We start from the raw sequence: 18185 nt of genomic DNA, 5'->3' as shown, positions 1-18185 counted from the left end.
TCGGCGCGCGATTCATGGCTACCCGTGGCGTGGGATAGGCCGGTGCGAGACGGTTCAGTCGGGGCCGATCTCGGTGGCCAACGTGCGCAATCCGGCGATCAGCTCGTCGGGCGACGGCGCGTTTTCGGGATCCACCAGCCACTGGGCCATGAGACCGCCGATCAACGCGTGCAGCACCGCGCCCACGGCGCGGTCGGCCTCCACGCCGCGGGGCGGGCCGAACAACTGCCAGAGCTGCTGGCGCGCGTGTTCCTCTGCGGTCGCCAGCTCCGCGCGTACCTCGGGGGAGTGCAGCGCCTGCGCGAGGCCTTCGATATTCGCCGACCAGAGCGGCCGGTCCTCGGTGAACGATGCGATGAGCTTGCGCCAGAAGACTTCCAGGCGCGCCGCGGGCGTAACGAGGTCGTCCTGCGGCAATGCCCCGGCGATTCGCTGCACCGCCTCCGCGCTCGACTCGATCATCGCCTGGTTGAGCAGCTTGTCCCGGGTACCGAAGTGGTAGTTGATCGCGGCCAGGTTGCTGCCGGAGGCGGCGACTATCTCGCGCACGGTCGTGCGTGCGTAACCGCGCTCGGCCAAGCACTGCTTGGCCGCGGCGAGCAGGTCTTCGCGGGTTCCCACTCCAGCACCTTAGCAAGGGGCCATACGTGCGTTTATAACGAACGTTTCAAACGTTCGTATGTGACAAGCGTTTGAAACATACGTATGGTGGGGTCTTCCGCACGAGAAGGAACGAGATGATGACCGATCACCGCCCCCTGTCCCCCTTCGAAAGCAGCTACTTCGGCTCCGGCACCAGAATCGGCAGCATCCCGGTGGGTGGCATGCCGCTGTTCATCGGTTCGACCGTGCGAGGCGTCCTCGACGTGTCCGCGCTGACCCGCGTGCTCGCCGAACTGGCGGCCGCGCATCCTCTCCTGCGCAGCCAAGTGATCGACGCCGAGGGAACGAAATGCTTCCGGTCCGACGAGTCCTATCGGCCGCGCTTGACGATCACCGAGGGCGGCGAGCCGGAGTACCTGGAATTGGTCAACACCGCACAGGACTGGACCGATGGGTTGTTCCACGCGCATCTCCTGCGCGACGGCGACCGCGCTCGGATCGTGCTGGTCATCCACCACGGAATCGCCGACGGCAGGTCAGCTTTCGCGCTGCTCGGCGAGCTGTGGGAGCGCTACACCGCACAGGTGACGGGCGCGCCCGCGCCACAGGCGAATCCGGACCAGCGCCTGCCCGAGGCGATGGACACCGAGCTGGCGGGAATCGTCTCCGACGAGGAGGTCGCGGGCCTGCTCGACCTGATGCGCGCGGGCGCGGCCATGATGAGCCCGGATCTCGCGCCGCGGCACCTGCCCGAGCCCGGCGACGGCGCGCACCGGCCGAACCGATTGACCCTGGACCGGATCGAACTCGACGACACCGAGACCGCCGCGGTGCTCGCCGCCGCCCGCCTCCACGGCGTCTCGGTGAACAGCCTGGTCGCCGGAGCGGCGCTCGCCGCCTTCCGCGCACAGCTGGAGCCGTCCGCGGGAGCGCTGCCGATGATCTGCGGCCACGCGGTCGACGTCCGCGCGGACCTCGTCCCGCCGCTGGCGGTGAGCACCGTGCTCAACTGCGTATCGGGGGTGGGCACGTACGCGCTCGTCGAACCGGAAGCCGATCCGATCGCGCTGGCGCACGCGGTGGCGTCGGGCATGCGCTCCTCGGTCGAGCGCAGAGAAGCACTGCTGGTGATGCTCGCCGCCCAGCGGGTCACCGACCCGGCGGCCGCCGCGCTGTTCTCCTCGCCGAACACCTTCGCCATCTCCAATATCGGTCGCCTGCCCGCGCTTCCGACCCCGCCGGGACTGCGGATCGTCCGCAACGACGTCTTCGCCATGACGGTGGGCATGCCGCCGAAGCTGACGGTGTTCACCATCGGCGACCGGATGACCATTCAGGTGGAGTACGACACCGCACGGCACACCCGGGCGCAGCTGGACGAGGTGAGCAAGGCGCTGGTCCGGACGTTGGCCGCCGTTCGCGCCGCCTAGCCACCCGCCGTCGCCGGTTCACTCGGCGGGCGGCTCGTGACGGCCGGCCAGGCGAAGGGTCAACTTCCTGGCGAACTTCCGGCGGCGCTTGGGTGAGCCGGTCGTGCGATCGATGTCGGCCTCTACGTCGGCCGGGACGTCATAGCGGCGGATGTAGGCGCCGGAGAACGCCTGCACCGTCGCGGTGACCGGAATGGCGAGCAACGCGCCCGTGGCGCCGAGCAGCGCCGCGCCCGCCAGCACCGCGCCGAAGGCCACGGCGGGGTGCATGTCCAGGGTGGTCGCGGTGACGCGCGGTTGCAGTACGTAGTTCTCGAACTGCTGGTACAGCACGATGAAGCCGAGGATCCACAGCGCCGTGCTCGGCCCGTGCACCAGACCCACGATCACCGGTAGCGCACCGGCGAGATACGTGCCGACCGTGGGGATGAACTGCGAGACCACACCGACCCACAGCGCGAGGGCGAACGCCGACGGCACGTCCAGCAGCCGCAGCATGACGTAGTGCGCGAGTGTCGAAGCGAGCGCGAGCAGTGCGCGGGAGTAGATGTAGCCGCCGGTCTTGTCCACCGCGATGTCCCAGGCGCGCAACACATGCCGCTGGCGGCGCGGCGGCAGGAGCGAGCAGACGGTGGTGCGGATCCGGGGGCCGTCCGCGGCGAAGTAGTAGGTGAACAGCAGGATGCCGAGGATCTGGAAGAGCGCGCCGATCGCGGCCGTGCCGATGCCCCAGACGTTGCCCGCCAATCCGGTGAGGTAGCCCTCCAGGGTCGAGCTCCAGTCGGTGGCGTACTTCTGGATGTCCGTACTGGACAGATCCTTGTGGAAGGTGTGGTTGATCCAGTCCACGCCGCGGTCGGCGTATTCGGGGGCGTGCTGCACCAACGTGGTGACCTGCTCGACCAGCAGCGCTCCGAGCGTCCAGAAGAAGCCGACGACGAGGGCCGTCAGGACGAGGAACACCAATCCGGTCGCCGGACCACGCCGCATGCCGCGCCGCGCCAGCCAGTTCACCGCCGGTTCGATCGCGAAGGCGAGAAACAGCGAGACCAGCAGAATCGTCAGCAGGCTCCGCAGTCGCCCGAGCACCCAGAAGGCCGCCAGCAACCCGGTGACCGTCGCCGCGGCGAGCAGGAACGCGCGCGGCAGCCACGGCGGCATGCCGCGTGCGGCGATGGCCAGTCGTGGCGTCTCGTCTTCGTCCTCCGCGGGCACAAGGCCAAGGTACCCACGCCACGACCGGTTCGCGCACGACACCACGCGGCCGTACCGGTGGAGAGCGGGCTCACATGGTGGAGACGTCGATGACGAACCGGTAGCGCACGTCGCTGGCCACCACCCGGTCGTAGGCGCCGTCGATCTCGTCGGCGGCGATCAGCTCGATCTCGGCGCCGATGCCGTGCTCGGCGCAGAAGTTCAGCATCTCCTGGGTCTGCGCGATGCCACCGATCATCGAGCCCGCCAGCGAGCGGCGGTAACCGGCGAGGTTGAGCGGCTTGACGCTCAGGGGCTTCTCGGGCAGACCGAGAACCACCAGGGTGCCGTCCAGGTTCAGCAGGCGCAGATAGTCGTCCATGGGCAGGTTCGCCGACACCGTGTTCAGGATCAGGTCGAACCGGCCGCGCAGCTCGCGGAAGGTCTGTTTGTCGCTGGTCGCGTAGTAGTTGGTGGCGCCGAAGAGCTTGCCGTCGTCCTGTTTGCTCAGCGAGTGGCTCAGCACCGTGACCTCGGCGCCCATCGCGGCCGCGAGTTTGACCCCGACGTGGCCGAGTCCGCCCATGCCGATGATCGCGACCTTCTTGCCAGGCCCAGCGCCCCAGTGCCGCAGCGGCGAGTACAGCGTGACGCCCGCGCACAGCAGCGGCGCCGCGACGTCCAGGCCGATCCCTTCGGGGATGGCGACCACGAAGTTCTCGGTCACCACGATCTGCGTGGAGTACCCGCCGAGCGTGTGTCCGCCGGGCTCCACCGCCGGATCGACCGGGGTGTTGTAGGTCATGGTCGCGCCCGCGGTGCAGTACTGCTCCTCGTCGGCGAGACAGGGCGCGCAGACCCCACAGGAATCGACCATGCAGCCGACGCCGACGCGGTCGCCGACCCGGTGCTTGGTGACCGCGGATCCGACCGCGGCGACCACGCCCGCGATCTCGTGGCCCGGCACGCAGGGGTAGCGGGTTCTGCCCCACTCGTTGCGGGCGGTGTGGATGTCGGAGTGGCAGATGCCCGCGAACTTGATGTCGATCAGCACGTCGCGCGGACCCAGGTCCCTGCGGTGGATCGTGACCTTCTCGAACGAGCCATCGGCGGTGGACAGGGCATAGGCAGCGGCAGTACTCATGAGGACATGCCTACCGTCGCATGGGTGCGGTTGCCAACTGTGACACGGAAAAGGCACGCTCACGAGCTATTTTTCCGGCGGGCTGCACGGTTCGATGATCTTCGGCGGCACGCACCGGCGACAATGGATCCGGGAGGTTCGGCCGAGGCGGGAGAGCCATGGACGAAAAACGGCAGCAGTGGATCGGGGCGCGTCGCGCGCCCGGTGGTGGCCGGGTGTTCGTGCTGGTCGTCACCCTCATGCTCGTGGTCGCCGCGTTCCTCGGGTATCGCGGCGATCTCCCGGACCGCGACCGGCCCGGCCCCGCCGGGACGGCGGCCTCGGTCGCGTTCGTACCGCCCGAGCCGCTCGACGCGGGACTCGTCACCGCGGCGGTGCGCCCCGCGCTGGTCAACATCAACGCCTCGGCCGAGCGATCCGGCCCCGGCGCCGCGGGCTCCGGCATCGTCCTCACCGCCGACGGCGAGGTGCTCACCAGCCACCACGTGGTCAAGGGCGCGGACACCGTGACCGTCACCGACGTGGGCAACGGCAAGGTCTACGACGCGGCGGTGCTCGGCTACGACGCCGACGCCGACATCGCCCTGCTGGACTTGGCCGCGGCCAACGCGCTGCCGACCGCGACCATCGGCAGTTCGGCCGGATTGCGGCTGCGTGAGGAGCTCCTCGCGATCGGCAACGCGGGCGGGACCGGCGGCACGCCCACCGCGGTGCACGGCCCGCTCACCGACCTGGACAGCGCGATCGTGGCGATCAACGCCGCCGATCTGTCGCGCAAGGCGCTCAACGGGATGCTCGAGGTCGCGGCGGCGGTCACGCCGGGACAGTCCGGCGGAGCCCTGGTCGATCACAAGGCGTCCGTCGTCGGCGTCATCGCGGCGGCGTCGGGCGACGGGGCGCGCACGGCCGACCACCCGGCCAACGGCTACGCGGTGCCGATCGATGCCGCGATGCGAGTGGTCCAGCAGATTCGCTCCGGCACCCCGACCGACACCGTGCACATCGGCCCCACGGCCACGCTCGGCGTGCTCGTCTCCAACGCGCTTCCGGCCGGTACCGGAGCGCGCGTGGACATGGCGATCTTCGGCATGCCCGCCTATACCGCCGGTCTGGCCGCCGGGGACGTGATCACCTCGCTCGACGACCACACCGTCAGCAACGCGCAGTCGCTGCGCATCGCGCTGAACAGGCGCAAGCCCAACGAGACCGTCCGATTGGGCGTCACCGGCGCGAGCGGCGCGCGCACGGTGCCGGTGGCGCTGGTCGCGGGCCCGCCGAACTGATCCGGATCAGACCAGCGACAGCCAGTAGTCCTGGAAGCGCAGGAATACCAGCAGCAGCACGACCGCGTAGAACAGCGCGACGATCGTCCAGCGCCACTCGGCGAGTACTCCCAGCGGACCGCGCGAGCGCCCCCACAGCTGATCGGTGCACACCGCGAGCAGCGGCGTGATGATCGCCCACACCACCATGCAGTACGGGCACAGCGCGTTGATCCGGTACAGGCTCTGGAAGATCAGCCAGCAGATGAAGCCGACCCCGAGCAGGGTGCCCAGCCACAGTCCGCCCCAGACCCAGCGCGGGAAGCCGACCCCGGCCACCGACAGCACGCCGAGCGTGACGACGACCGAGAACCCGACGATGCCGATGAGCGGGTTCGGGAACCCGAAAACCGCGGCCTGATCGGTCACCATCACCGACCCGCAGGACAGGATCGGGTTGATGCTGCACGACGGCGTGTAGCCGGGATCGGTGAACAGCTTGAACCGTTCCACGGTCAGCGCCACGGCGGCCAGCCAGCCGGCCAGCCCACCGATCAACAGGACCCACGCGGCCCGGGGCCCCGCGGTGATCACTGGCCCGCGGCGGCGCTGATCACGGGTGCGAGACCGCCTGCGCCGAAGACCTGCTGGCTGGACTCGACCTTCTTGCCGTTGACGAACACCGACGGGGTCGACTGGATGCCGCTGTCCAGCACCTCTTTGGTGCGGGCCTGGACGTACTTGTCGTACTTGTGGTCGGTGATGCACTGGGCGATCGCGTCGTCGGTGTAACCGGCGCTCTTGGCGATCTGGACCAGCTGATCGTCGGTCAGGCCCGCGCCGCCCTCCGGGGGCTGCTGGGCGAACATCGTCTTCAGCCAGGCCTGGTACTTCGATGGGTCGGCCTCCGCGACACAGTAGGCGGCGTTGGCCGCGCGCGAGGAGTAGCGCGTGGTGGACGCCTTGTCCAGGAAGGCGATGATGTTGTACTCGACCACCGCGGTGCCGTTGGCTACCGCGTCCTCGAGCACCTGTCCATTGGCCGCCTCGAAGGCCTTGCACGCGGGGCACTGGAGGTCGGCGACGACCCGCACGGTGACCTTCGCGTCCGGCTTGCCGACGCGGACGGCGCCGTTGTCGGTGATCGAGGCGGGCACGGGGCCCGCGTTCGCGGTGCCGGTCGCGGCGATGGACGGAGCGGGGCCGGGATCGTCCTTGTGGGCCTTCTTCACCGCGATGCCGATGCCGATCGCCGCGATCAGCGCGACGAGCACGGCGGCGACGGCCACCTGGATCAAGATCTTGCGGTTGCGGTCGGCGCGTTCCGCCGCCAGCAGCGGGTTCGATTTCCCACCCTGGTTTTTGCTCACCGTGCGCTCACCACGCCTTTCGCTCGCCGGACGTTTTCTGCCGCCACGATCGTAGATCCGCCGACCATCTGCCCGCGTGATCGGCCCACAGCCGCCATCATCGTCGGCTTACCTGAGAGATTCCGTAAAACAGGGCGTAGCGGCGGTTCGGAAGGCACCGGGAAACCGGCCGGGGCAGGCGGTATGAATAGTAGGATGACTGTTCTCGGTGTTGTGTTCCGCCCCCAAAATCCCCCCGAACTGCTCCGCGAGGCGACCCGCGTGGCCGAGACGACGGGGCTGGAGGAATTGTGGCTGTGGGAGGACTGCTTTCTGGAAAGCGGGATCGCCACCGCCGCAGCCGCGCTGGCCTGGACCGAACGGCTGCGCATCGGCATCGGGCTGTTGCCCGTACCGTTGCGCAACGTCGCGCTCACCGCCATGGAAGCGGCGACGCTACATCGGCTATTCCCGGACAGGCTGATCCTCGGTGTCGGGCACGGCGTCCAGAGCTGGATGGGACAAGTCGGCGCACGCGTGGAGTCGCCGATGACCCTGCTCGGCGAGCACCTGTCCGCGCTGCGCGCGCTACTGGCCGGTGAGCGGGTCACCACCTCGGGTCGCTACGTGTGCCTCGACGCCGTCGCGCTGGACTGGCCGCCCATTCGAGCGCCGAAGGTCTACGCGGGCGCGCGCGGCCCGCGGTCGATCCGGCTGTCCGGCGAGCACGCCGACGGCACTCTGCTCGATTCCGTCGCCGACGCCGACGGCGTCCGCGCCGCCCGCACGCTGATCGATGCGGGTCGCGCCGCCGTGGGTCGCGCCGACCGGCACGAGGTGATCGCGAATCTGCTCGCGGTGACCGGTCCGGACGCCGAGGCTCGCCTGGCCACGGAACGGACGCCGGAGCACGCGCCCGGCGCGGGCGTCGCCGGTGACGCGCATACGGTCGCCGGAGCCGTCACGCGGCTGGCCGAAGCGGGCGCCGATACGGTCGTCCTGCAGACCACTGCCGACGACACCGACCCGGCCGCGTTCATCCGCTTCGTGGCGGAGGAGGTCCGGCCACTGGTCCGCTGACGCTAGGCCCGCGCAAGCCGCCGTTTCTGCGCCTCGACGTCGAAGGTCGGTTGCGGCCAGTCGAGGTCGAGCCGCTCGAGGGCCGCGATCAGCAGTTCGGTGACGGCGAGCCGGGAGAACCACTTACGGTCGGCGGGCACGACGTGCCAGGGCGCGTACTCGGTGGACGTGCGGTCCAGCATCGCCTGGTACGCGTCCAGGTACGCGGGCCAGAACGCGCGCTCATCGATGTCGGACGGGTTGAACTTCCAGTATTTGTCCGTGCGTTCCAGTCGCTCGGCCAGCCGCCGCTTCTGTTCGTCGAGCGAGACGAACATGGCGACCTTCACCAGCGAGGTACCCTCGTCCACCAGTTCCCGCTCGAACGCGTTGATCTCGTCGTAGCGCGGCTCCCACACCGTCGGCGGCACCAGATTGTGCACCCGCACCACGAGCACGTCCTCGTAGTGCGAGCGATCGAACACCCCGAGCTGACCAGCGCGCGGCAGCGCCTTGCGGATGCGCCACAAATAGTGATGGCGGCTCTCCTCCGGCGTCGGCACGCCGAACGCGGCATGGTCGACGCCCTGCGGGTCGACCGAGCCGATGACGTGCCGGACGATGCCGCCCTTGCCCGCGGTGTCCATGCCTTGCAGGATCAGCAGCACGTTGCGCCGGTCGCCGCCTGCCCGGCCGTTGGCGTACAGCTTCTCCTGCAGATCCGACAGCACTTGGGCGCGTTCGGCGAGCAAGGGCACGCCCGCCTTCTTGCCGCCGGTGAACCCCGGCGTCCCGGAGGTGTCCAGCTCGGCTACGCGCAAGCCATCGGCTCGCATGGCCTCGGTGGGCGGCACCGTCCACAATTTCGGCATGGCTCCAACCTAATCGCGCGGCGGTCCGGCCACGTCACACTTGCGCGAGCCGCAGTAACTGAGTGGCGAATTCCTCGTCCGACACCGGGGTGAGGATGAGATCGTGCGCGGTGGTGAGCAAGTAGCGACCGTCGCCGGTGAAGTCCAGCCAGGTGCGATGGCGGGTGGGCGGGGACATCGGGTTCTCCGGCTGCACCGTGACGGTGATGAAGCCACGGCCGTCCACCGGCTTGCGCAGGGTTTGGCGGAACTTCGCCGCGCCGCGATGGCCATTGGTGACGAACGGCTCGGTGCGATCCGGATTCAGCACCGCGTCCTGCGGCTCCCGCATCGGGGCGAGCTTGCCCGGTCGCGCCGAACCGATGATCTGCACCAAGCGTTCGCCCACGGCACGGGCGTGGCACATCTGAACGGTCACCCGGTCCGGCGTGGCGACCAGAATGCCCGCGTGGTTGTGCACCACCGCGGCGAACGCGAGGATCCGTTCGGTCTCGGACCCGCTGCCGTTGCGCGAGAGCGCCGAACGCTCGCCGGAGACGGTGATGGTGGTCGCGTCGTTGCGCGCGCAGAGCACCAGCGCGGCGGCGAGATCCGGATCGGCTTGGCGGGCGAAGCGCTGCGGCAGATGGAGGGCGTGGTACTCCGACTCGGTCCGCGCGGTGGCCGAAGGGACCATGTTGACCGGGTAGGGCCTGCGGTCCAGGCTCGTTTCGTTCGTCCAGACATGCGTGAACTCGTCCGGGGTGAGCACCCATTTCACCGTGCGCCGCCTCCGCGCGCGGAATCCGGATCGCCGGGTGCGTTATCGGCCGCCGAACCTTCCTGCGGCCGGGGGAATCGGGGAACGCGGTCGCCGGTGGCGGGCATCGTCGGGGTGTAGACGTAAGTCATCGTGTCCCGGACATCCGCTTCGATGTCTGCCGCCGCACTATCGTGTTCCATCCTACGTTTTCCACCGTAAACCGCTTCTGCGGCCGGGTCCGCCAGCGGCCGATACCGCTGCGGCGGCGCGATCGCGCCCCGGACCGTCTGCGCGGCATCGCTATTCAACTCCATCAGCCGAGCGACCGCCCGGCACACGTCGTGCGTATCCCCGCCCGCGCGGACGAACTGCCTGGTCGCGCTCACCGCGGCGTCGGCTGCCCGGCCCGACCAGCGCGCGAATTCCCGGTTGGTGGCATCGGAGAAGGCTTGGAACGCTTCGGCCACCGCGGTCGCGTTGGCCTGCCATGCCGCGGCGATCCGGCCCAATGCCGCCGGGTCGAGCGCTTCGTGCACCAGCTCCCAGATCTGCTGGTGGGTGTAGGCGCCGAACAGTTCCCGATCCGGCGCGTAGGCGGGATCGGTCGCGTCGTCGGTGAATCCGGCCAATTCCTGCCGGATGCCGTCGGCGGCGGCGCGTGCCGTGGAGTCTGCCATCCGTCGTCCCCCTCAGTCGGTCCCGGCGCGCGGGTGCGCGCTCAACGGGGCTCCAGATAGTCGGCGACCAGCCGCAGCGCGGCCTGATTCGCCGCCTCGGCGTCGGCCAGCCGATTGGCCGCGGCGAGATACGCGGCCTTGAACAGCAGCGCCGTTTCCTGGAACGCTGCCAGGGTGTCCAGGTATTGCCTTCCCTTCGCGGAGAACCCGCGGGTGAGGCCGTGCCCGGTGGGCAGATCGGGGAAGCCGGTCACGTCGGTGACGAGGTGTTCGCCTGCCATCGCGCGGCCCAGATCGTCGACCAGTTGGTCGCACGCGGCGGCGAGATTCTCCGCGACCGCCGTGTCCAGCTCGAACCTTTCGCTCCCGCCCGCGCCGATGGCCGCCGCGTACAGCTCGCGCGCCGTCCCCTGTCCGGTATCGGGTACCGCCACGTGGAAGCCCCCTTCCGCTCGGTCCTGTTCGTACCGCGCTGTACTGGATTCGCACTTTACCGGGCGGTTCAGCGCGGCGGACCGCCTCGGTACGGGCTTGTGTGAAGGCCTCTGCCCCCGTCTCCGCCGTTGTTACACTGACCAGCGGTCCGAGGGGCGGTGTGGGGAAGGCGACCGGTGGCCGGAATCGATGGCGTAGTCCCGAAGTATCTGCAGATCTCGGGGCATCTTCGGGATCTGATCGAGCGCGGGGAGTTGGCTCCCGGCGCCGAGGTGCCGTCCGAGCGCGAACTCGCCGCCCGCTGGAAGGTAGCCCGCCCGACCGCGGCCAAGGCGCTGAACACGCTGCGGCAGCAGGGAATCGTCACGTCACGTCGTGGGTCGGGCACCTATGTGGCCGAACGCTCGGCGCTGATGCGCGAGAGCGCGCCCCGATACGGACCGTCCGCGTCCCAGCCCGATTCGGTGACCGTGCTGGGAGCTGAAATGGTGGAAGGACCGCGGGAGGTCACCGAATCGCTCGGTCTCCCGACGGCGGATCCGGTGATCAGCTTGAAGCTGTTGTCCGAGAACGGCTCCGGGGCAGTGCGGCTTGTCACGTGCTGGTATCCCGGTGCATTCGCCGCGGCCGCCACGCTGGTGCACGGGACGGTGCCCGTACCGGGCGGAGTCGTGCGGCATCTGGAAAACGTGATCGGCCGCGCCGCCGCAGTCGTGCGCGAGAGCGTCGGCGCCCGGCTGGCCACGGACGACGAACGCCACCGTCTCGCGCTGCCGCATCCGGCGGCGGTGCTGGTCGTGCACCGCATCGGTCTGGACGTCCACGGTGTCGCGCTGGAGTACCGCCAGAGCGTCCACCCGCCCGGCCGCCCGATCATGGAGCGCGTGTATCCGGCCAGGTCAGCGACCGATTTCCGCCGTTGACACCCCTGTGCCGCAACTGGCATAGTCCACTTGTCGGAAGTATCGAAGGGTGGGAGGGGCGATGTCCGATCAGTTGACCGTCGGCGGCTGGGTGGTCGTGGGGGAGCAGTGCTCGGTCCGCTTGGCCCCGGTACCGCGCGACGACTTCCTGGCCTTCGTGTTCGAGAGCAGCGGAACCGAATTCGAATTGGCCTTGGCGCCCGCGATCCTGCACCGCATGGTCGATCTCGGGACCGCCCCGTCCGCGCCGTGACATCGGCGAGCCATCACCGCGGCGGATCGCCTTACGCGCACCGTGGTTCGCGGCGGTTCCTGCCGACGCCTGCGGAACAAGCTGGGGGCCGAAAGTCAGTGCGGGTGCGTGCTTTCGGCTATCTCCGCGAATGTGGTCTACGCGTCGATGAAAAGGTCGTTGGCGAGCGCGCCGGAGCCCGGTACGACCCGGTAGTGGTCCAGGTCGGTGCGGCCATGGGAAGCGAGGACATCCTCGTCCAGCAGGAGCTGACCGGTGTAGGTCGCCGCAGGGCTGGTGACGATCAGTAAAGCGGCGTCCGCGCAGATGAACGGGTTGCGGGACGCGGCGACGGCTTCCGCGCCGCCGAGCAGGTTGCGCACCGCGGCAGTGTCGATCTTCGTGCGCGGCCACAGGGAGTTCACGGCGATGCCGTAGGGCCGGAACTCATGTGCCAGACCGACGGTGGCGACGCTGACACCGTATTTGGAGACGGTGTAGGCCACGCCGTTGCCCACGTGCTCGGGGTTCATGTTGAGCGGCGGTGAGAGGGTGAGGATGTGTGGATTCCGCCCGGCCGTCGCCGAGGCGCGTAGATGTGGCAGCGCCAGCTTGGACAGCAGGAACGGCGCGCGGACATTGACGGACTGCATGTGGTCGTAGCGCTGCATGCCCAGCTGCTCGGCGCCCGTGAGATCGACCGATCCCGCGTTGTTGACCAGGATGTCGATGCCGCCGAAGCGCTCGGCGATCCGATCGACCGCTTCCGCCATTGCCTTGTCGTCGCGGACATCCGCCACCAGCGGCAGGACCGCGCCGCCCGCGGCCTCCGCCTCTGCGGCGGCGGTGTGGATGGTGCCGGGCAGTTTGGGGTGCGGCTCCTGGGTACGGGCGATCATCGCGACGTTCGCGCCTTCCGACGCGAATCTGATCGCTATCGCCAGGCCGATACCACGGCTGGCCCCGGTGACGACGGCGGTCCTTCCCTCGAGCAGATCCCCGGTGGCCTCTCCTCGGGCGGACGCGGGCGTGGGTAGGGGACTGTTCATGGCTGGGTCCTCTGGCTGGAATACGCGATCTTGTGGAGTGAGGCTAGCTGGCATTCGCCGGGAGCGGGACAGATCCGTTGTCCCCGAGCTGTTTACAGCGGCTTGCGGGCGGCTGCTCGCCGTGCCCGAGGGGACGATCGAAGCCGGTGCGTCCATACGCGGCGGTCGTTTGAAAAAGCAATTGGATTTCTCGGCGATCCGGGGAACCGACAGCAGTCGGGATGCGTCCAATAACAGTGACGACCTTTTGAACGATGCACAGGCGGGCCTGGGGGTGAGGGGATCGGTGCGATGTCGGATGCGAACAACGCAGGTGCGATGGCGACCCGGACGGTGCCGCAGCCTCCGTTCTCGCCGGGGTTGCTGGCCGATCTGCATGCCGGCAATGTGACGGCCGCGCAGCGCGAGCAGTTGTGGCCGATCGTCTCGCGTGATCCGCAGGCGGTGCGGTATCTGCGCGGGCTGGATGAGATCAGCGCGGAATTGGGTGCACTGAGCCGGGAGGAACGCGTCATCCACGCCATGCCCGAGGACGTCACCGCCCGGCTGACCGAATTCATCGAAGCACTCCGATCATCCCAGGACGCCACGGTCCATGTGATTGCGCGCGGGCGGGCGGGCGAATCCCGGCTCGATATCGAATATTCCGAACGCGGCGCGGCTCCCTCGGTCACTGTCGACGAGCACCGCCGCACCAGGGCGCGCTGGTTCGCCGCGGCAGCCGCGGCGATCGTCGCCCTTGCCGGAGCCGGCGCGGCCATCGCGACGATGGACAGCCGTGACCACCCAGCCCCCACCGCGCGACCCACCATCGGGAATGACGAAGTCACCGCCACCATGGCCCTCGGCGCGCTGGGCCGCCACACCGTCAGCGGCTCCCTCGCCGACCCCGAAGCGCTGCAACGCTGTGTCCACGCGAACGGGCTCGACCGCACCGTCCTCGGCTCGGCCGACATCGCGTTCCAGGGCGGCGACGCGGTGCTCATCCTGCTCAGCGGCCCGCATCCGCCCGCCGTCACCGCATTGGTCGTCGGAACCGGTTGCGATACCGGTGACTCGCAGCGGCGGGTATTGCAGGACATCGGCTGACCGCGCGCGGTCACGGTCCACCGCGCACGGCCCGGGCCCGCCTGCGCGTAGGCTATGACAGTCGTCATGAACATGGGAGGAGAAAGGTGGCCGAAACGCCGCAGGCGCGGGATCGGATGGTGGCAGGCGCGGCCGACATGATCCGCCGCCGCGGTCTGAACGCGACCAGCGTGCGGGAACTGGCCAAGCACGCCCAGGCTCCGCTGGGATCCACTTACCACTACTTCCCCGGCGGCAAGGCGCAACTGGCGGCCGAAGCGGTGCGCTTCGCCGATGCGCTGGCCGCCCGCAAACTCGCGCAGGGCTTGCCCGCCGGGCCGGTCGCCGGATTGCGGTCGTTCGTCGACATGTGGCGGAAGGTCCTGGTGGACAATGATTTCCACGCAGGCTGCCCGGTGCTCGCGGTCTCGATCGAAGACCAAGGGGACGACGACGACGAGCCGCAGCGCGCCGCCGCGACCGCGTTCGAGAACTGGACCGGGCTGCTGACGCGGTCGTTGCGCGACCACGGCGCGAGCGAGGCAGACGCCGAGCAGACCGCCACCCTGATCGTCGCGGCGCTCGAGGGCACGGTGGCGATGTGCCGAGTGGAGCGCAGCATCCGTCCGCTCGATCGGACCGTGGCGAAGCTCGAGTTCCTGATCCGGACGGTCACCCGCGATTGATCACCGCGCTCCGGCGCACGCTGTTCCCGTCGCCGACTGAATGGGCTTCGTCGCGCTGACGTACTGGAGCAGGCGATGCACCCGCTGGTCGATCTCCACCAAGCCCTCCTCGGCGAACAGCGCGGGAAAGGTCCGGCCGCCGAACACCCGAAGTCCGCTCAGACCGCCGACGACGCGGCTCATCTCACCGATGGGGTTGGCGGCCCGGTGGCTGGTGGTGATGGCGATGCGGCCACCGGGGGCGAGGACGCGGATCATCTCGCGAGCGGCGACGAGCGGGTCCGGGATGAGGTAGAGCGCGCCGAAACAGCAGACCGCGTCGAAGGTTCCGTCCGCGAACGGGAGTGTGCGCGCGTCGCCGCGCAGATACCCGACTCGCGGTCCGGCGTTGTCCGCGACGGCGCGTGCCAGCATCGGCTCGGAGTAGTCCAAGCCGATCGCGTAGCCGTCGCCGGACAGAGATTCACTCAGGTATCTGGTGAAATTTCCCGGCCCGCATGCGATGTCGAGCACCTTTTGCGCGCCGCCGAGCCGCAGGGTGGAGACCGCGTCGCGCCGGTCGGACGCGGTCGTGCGCCCACTGGCGAGATAGAACAGCGCCGGTCGCCAGGCCCGCTCGTACACCGCGGCGAGCGCAGGGGCATTCATCGTCTTCCGTGCGAGATTCACCGGAGTGCGTCCCTCAGGCGCGGTCGACGGTGATCGTCATGCCCGCCGCGCGCAGTCGCTCGGTGAGCGCGTCGCCCATTGCCGCGGCCGGGGTGAGAATGCCCGCGAGCTCGGGTTGCTTCTCCGTGTCGAACGCCAGGCACAGACCGCTCTCGCCGAGCAGTACGGCGGTGGCCTGGTAGCCCGGGTCGCCGGTGCCGGAGAAGGTGGCCACGTATTTCGCGCCCGAGGTGGTGTGCGCGAACGTCTTCATAGAGAACCAGCCGCTCTTGCGGGCCTGCTCGCTCGGCCCGGTGCCCGGCTTGGGCAGCACGCGATCGAGCAGCTTGCGGCCCGCCGACGCCCGCGACAGCAGCGCCCCCGCGGTCATGCCCGCCACGATGCCGCCCGCCATGCCCGCCGCGACCAGCGGCGCCACCCGGGACTTCCCCGCGCTCATCACTTCGCGGTAGCGGAAGTTCTTGCCGTACACCCAGCCGAGCAGGCCGTTGCTGCGGCGCACGACCTTGGTGTTGTGCGCGGCCATGACGAACGTGCTGACCCACCCGTCCAGGCTGGGGTCGATCGCGCTCGCCCGCGACAGCGCCTGATCGGACTGGCGGCCGACGTCGGGATCCATCGACCTGTCCGGGCTCAGCGAGTACGGGTGCGACATCACCTTGCCCTTGGCCGGGTCGGCGGCGATCGCCTCCATCATGGCGCGGCCGGAATCGATGGTGCCGCCGCTGACGCCGCCCTTGAGCGAAGCCACCAGCGTGGTGTCGACGAGCTCACCGGTGTTGTCCTCGACCGTGCGGCGGTAGAGCTGATACACGCTCAGATCGGACGGAATCGAGTCGTAGCCGCAGGAATTCACGATCTTCGCGCCCGTGGCGACGGCCTGTTCGTGATAGTTGTCGATGGCGTCGCGGATGAACAGCGGCTCGCCGGTGAGGTCGGCGTAATGGGTGCCTGCCTTCGCGCACGCCGCCACCAGCGGCATCCCGTAGCGCAGGTACGGGCCGACGGTGGTGACCACGACTTTGGTGCGCGCCGCCAGCTCGTCGAGCGCGCTCTGGTCTGTCGAGTCGGCCACCACCAGACCCCAGTTCGCGGCCGTCGGGCCGAGGCTGTCGCGTACGGCGGTCAACTTGTCCAGCGATCGTCCCGCCAGCGCGATTCGCGCGGATTCCGGCGCGGCCTCGGTGAGATACTCCGCGGTCAGCTTGCCGACGAAACCCGTCGCGCCGAAGAGCACCAGGTCGAATTCCCGTGTGTCTGCCATGGTCTTCCGTTCTGCGGTCGTGCCGCCGTTCGGCGGCTACTTGGTGGTCTTCTTGCGCGGCCGTTGCGGCGCGGCGTGCGGGCGGTCGGCGAGCCAGGCGTGATGGGCCCGGCCGAGCTCGGTGACCGGTGGTTCGTCGTAGAGCCATTCCCTGGAGATGCGATGCCAGTTCGCGGTGCAGCCGAGGTGACCGAGCATGCCGAAGGTCAGGAAGTCGGCGCGGCGTGAAAAGAGGTGCTCCGGCGGCAGATTCTGCTGCTTCATACCGGTGAACTCGCTGGCCCTCGGGTCGACCGCGAGCAGGAAGGCGCCGCTGGCGAGCTCGGGAGTGATGGTCAGTTCCTCGTCGACCAGACACCATTCCGAAGCAGCCAGCACGTATTCCAGGCACTCTTCGGCGCCGATCTCCTGCGGTGAGATGACGCCGCGCTTGATCATCAACTCGCGCAGATCTTCCGCGCGATCTTCTGCCGCGGCACGCAGACAGACCAGCTCGAATTGCACGTGCTCGGCGTCCATGCGATTGAACAATCCGAAATCCAGGAAGCCGACCCGGCCGTCCCCCGCCAGCAGCACGTTGCCCGGATGCGGGTCGCCGCAGAATTCGTTGAAGGTGAACAGCGATCCCACGTAGAACCGGTAGATGATCTCGCCGATCCGGTTGCGCTCCGCTTGGGGCAGCTGCCGGATCTCCTCGAAACCCTTGCCCTCCACGTATTCGGTGACCAGCACCCGCGTGGTGGAGAACTCCGGCAGCGAGCGCGGGACGATGACGAACGGATGCCCGGCGTACAACTCGGCGATCTGCAACTGGGTGGCCGCCTCGGCCCGGTAGTCCAGCTCGGCCTCCATGTTCAGCCGTAGCTCGTCCAGCACCGCGGGCGTCACCCACGGCATCGCGGACTGGAGCACGCGCCGGAACATCGCGAGATTCTTCAGATCCGCGCGCACCGCGGCATCGATGCCCGGATACTGCACCTTCACCGCGACCTGGCGACCGTCGTGTAGTCGCGCCCGGTACACCTGGCCGATCGAGGCGGCGGCGACGGGCTCGGCGTCGAACTCGGCGAATACCGCGTCGAGCGGCTTTCCGAAATCGTCCTCGATCACCTGGCGCATGGCCGCGAAGGAGACCGTCGGAGCCGCGTTGCGCAGCACGGCCAGGCGTTTCTGGAACCGCTCCCGATGGTCCTCTGGCACCAGATCCAGATCGAGCACCGACATCATCTGGCCGAGCTTCATGGCGACGCCCTTCATGGTGCCCAGCACCGTGACCACCTGCTCGGTGGTGCGGATCATCGATTCCTCGGCCATCTTCGCCCGGACGGCCTCGGATCTGCCCCGCATGGTCAACCGCGTGCGCTGGGTGCGAAGGACCGAACTGGCTGCCACCGCGCCCAGCTTCGTGCCACGAGCAAGCCGAGAGGTCGGTACTTGCTTCGCCATCGAGGTACCTCCGTTGGTGCCGCGGTCGGAGCGACGGACGCGGGCGGCAGCGTGCGGGATACCCGCACGGACCGCCGCCGA

General features: G+C 69.1%; 20 protein-coding genes. 7 read left to right on the top strand and 13 right to left on the bottom strand.

Going from position 1 to position 18185, the window contains the following annotated elements; translation table 11 throughout:
- Positions 1-54: 54 nt before the first annotated feature.
- Positions 55-621 (bottom strand): TetR/AcrR family transcriptional regulator, encoded by a 567-nt coding sequence (locus ACWEH3_RS00670; protein WP_450017539.1) that lies wholly within the window; start codon positions 619-621, stop codon positions 55-57.
- 119 nt (positions 622-740) lie between these two features.
- Between ACWEH3_RS00670 and ACWEH3_RS00665 the strand changes: the two genes are divergently transcribed.
- Positions 741-2033, top strand: coding sequence for a phthiocerol/phthiodiolone dimycocerosyl transferase family protein (locus ACWEH3_RS00665; protein WP_450017541.1), 1293 nt, complete (start codon positions 741-743; stop codon positions 2031-2033).
- Positions 2034-2051: 18 nt separating this feature from the next.
- On the opposite strand, the gene ACWEH3_RS00660 is transcribed toward ACWEH3_RS00665, so the two are convergent.
- Both ACWEH3_RS00660 and ACWEH3_RS00655 read right to left on the bottom strand, forming a co-directional pair.
- Positions 2052-3248, bottom strand: a complete 1197-nt coding sequence (locus ACWEH3_RS00660) for an AI-2E family transporter (protein WP_450017543.1) — start codon at positions 3246-3248, stop codon at positions 2052-2054.
- Between the two features lie 70 nt (positions 3249-3318).
- Positions 3319-4371: an NAD(P)-dependent alcohol dehydrogenase gene (locus ACWEH3_RS00655; RefSeq protein ID WP_450017545.1), complete on the bottom strand. Its 1053-nt coding sequence runs from the start codon at positions 4369-4371 to the stop codon at positions 3319-3321.
- 158 nt (positions 4372-4529) lie between these two features.
- Between ACWEH3_RS00655 and ACWEH3_RS00650 the strand changes: the two genes are divergently transcribed.
- A complete protein-coding gene (locus ACWEH3_RS00650; protein ID WP_450017547.1) occupies positions 4530-5654 on the top strand; it encodes a S1C family serine protease in 1125 nt (374 codons plus the stop codon).
- A 6-nt stretch (positions 5655-5660) separates the two neighbouring features.
- On the opposite strand, the gene ACWEH3_RS00645 is transcribed toward ACWEH3_RS00650, so the two are convergent.
- Together ACWEH3_RS00645 and ACWEH3_RS00640 are read right to left on the bottom strand one after the other, a co-directional pair.
- Complete coding sequence (locus ACWEH3_RS00645; RefSeq protein WP_379254040.1) at positions 5661-6227, bottom strand: vitamin K epoxide reductase family protein; 567 nt, start codon at positions 6225-6227, stop codon at positions 5661-5663.
- Complete coding sequence (locus ACWEH3_RS00640; RefSeq protein WP_450017549.1) at positions 6224-7003, bottom strand: DsbA family protein; 780 nt, start codon at positions 7001-7003, stop codon at positions 6224-6226. Before ACWEH3_RS00640 ends, ACWEH3_RS00645 begins: the two co-directional genes overlap by 4 nt.
- Positions 7004-7186: 183 nt before the next feature.
- On the opposite strand from ACWEH3_RS00640, the gene ACWEH3_RS00635 reads away from it, so the two are divergent.
- Complete coding sequence (locus tag ACWEH3_RS00635) at positions 7187-8062, top strand: LLM class flavin-dependent oxidoreductase (RefSeq protein ID WP_452358244.1); 876 nt, start codon at positions 7187-7189, stop codon at positions 8060-8062.
- A gap of 2 nt (positions 8063-8064) precedes the next feature.
- Here the strand turns inward: ACWEH3_RS00635 and ACWEH3_RS00630 are convergent, their stop codons facing one another.
- Genes ACWEH3_RS00630 through ACWEH3_RS00615 form a run of 4 tightly spaced genes read right to left on the bottom strand, consistent with a single transcriptional unit; the run spans position 8065 to position 10766 of the window.
- Positions 8065-8913, bottom strand: a complete 849-nt coding sequence (locus tag ACWEH3_RS00630) for a polyphosphate kinase 2 family protein (protein ID WP_450017553.1) — start codon at positions 8911-8913, stop codon at positions 8065-8067.
- A 34-nt stretch (positions 8914-8947) separates the two neighbouring features.
- Positions 8948-9673, bottom strand: a complete 726-nt coding sequence (locus ACWEH3_RS00625; protein WP_450017555.1) for an ESX secretion-associated protein EspG — start codon at positions 9671-9673, stop codon at positions 8948-8950.
- Positions 9670-10332 carry a hypothetical protein gene (locus tag ACWEH3_RS00620; RefSeq protein WP_355071862.1) on the bottom strand — a complete coding sequence of 221 codons (663 nt, stop codon included), beginning with the start codon at positions 10330-10332 and terminating at the stop codon, positions 9670-9672. The genes ACWEH3_RS00625 and ACWEH3_RS00620 overlap by 4 nt, the downstream gene beginning before the upstream one ends.
- Before the next feature lie 41 nt (positions 10333-10373).
- Entirely contained in the window at positions 10374-10766 is a 393-nt protein-coding gene (locus ACWEH3_RS00615) for a hypothetical protein (protein ID WP_450017557.1), read from the bottom strand.
- A 177-nt stretch (positions 10767-10943) separates the two neighbouring features.
- Between ACWEH3_RS00615 and ACWEH3_RS00610 the strand changes: the two genes are divergently transcribed.
- Together ACWEH3_RS00610 and ACWEH3_RS00605 are read left to right on the top strand one after the other, a co-directional pair.
- Positions 10944-11690, top strand: coding sequence for a GntR family transcriptional regulator (locus tag ACWEH3_RS00610; RefSeq protein WP_450017559.1), 747 nt, complete (start codon positions 10944-10946; stop codon positions 11688-11690).
- 61 nt (positions 11691-11751) lie between these two features.
- Positions 11752-11943: a hypothetical protein gene (locus ACWEH3_RS00605; protein WP_356962625.1), complete on the top strand. Its 192-nt coding sequence runs from the start codon at positions 11752-11754 to the stop codon at positions 11941-11943.
- Between the two features lie 137 nt (positions 11944-12080).
- Here the strand turns inward: ACWEH3_RS00605 and ACWEH3_RS00600 are convergent, their stop codons facing one another.
- A complete protein-coding gene (locus ACWEH3_RS00600; RefSeq protein ID WP_450017562.1) occupies positions 12081-12971 on the bottom strand; it encodes an SDR family oxidoreductase in 891 nt (296 codons plus the stop codon).
- 291 nt (positions 12972-13262) lie between these two features.
- On the opposite strand from ACWEH3_RS00600, the gene ACWEH3_RS00595 reads away from it, so the two are divergent.
- Positions 13263-14060, top strand: coding sequence for a hypothetical protein (locus ACWEH3_RS00595; protein WP_452358243.1), 798 nt, complete (start codon positions 13263-13265; stop codon positions 14058-14060).
- Positions 14061-14176: 116 nt separating this feature from the next.
- Positions 14177-14725, top strand: coding sequence for a TetR/AcrR family transcriptional regulator (locus ACWEH3_RS00590; protein ID WP_450017711.1), 549 nt, complete (start codon positions 14177-14179; stop codon positions 14723-14725).
- Here the strand turns inward: ACWEH3_RS00590 and ACWEH3_RS00585 are convergent, their stop codons facing one another.
- From ACWEH3_RS00585 to ACWEH3_RS00575, 3 genes are read right to left on the bottom strand one after another with little or no spacing between them, the layout of a single operon-like run.
- Positions 14726-15394 (bottom strand): class I SAM-dependent methyltransferase, encoded by a 669-nt coding sequence (locus ACWEH3_RS00585; protein ID WP_450017568.1) that lies wholly within the window; start codon positions 15392-15394, stop codon positions 14726-14728.
- Between the two features lie 13 nt (positions 15395-15407).
- Positions 15408-16658, bottom strand: coding sequence for a saccharopine dehydrogenase family protein (locus ACWEH3_RS00580; RefSeq protein ID WP_450017570.1), 1251 nt, complete (start codon positions 16656-16658; stop codon positions 15408-15410).
- Between the two features lie 36 nt (positions 16659-16694).
- Positions 16695-18104 (bottom strand): ABC1 kinase family protein, encoded by a 1410-nt coding sequence (locus ACWEH3_RS00575; RefSeq protein WP_450017572.1) that lies wholly within the window; start codon positions 18102-18104, stop codon positions 16695-16697.
- Positions 18105-18185: the final 81 nt, after the last annotated feature.

Source organism: Nocardia sp. NPDC004718, from assembly GCF_053601535.1.
This window is presented reverse-complemented; position numbering and strand designations above follow the sequence as displayed.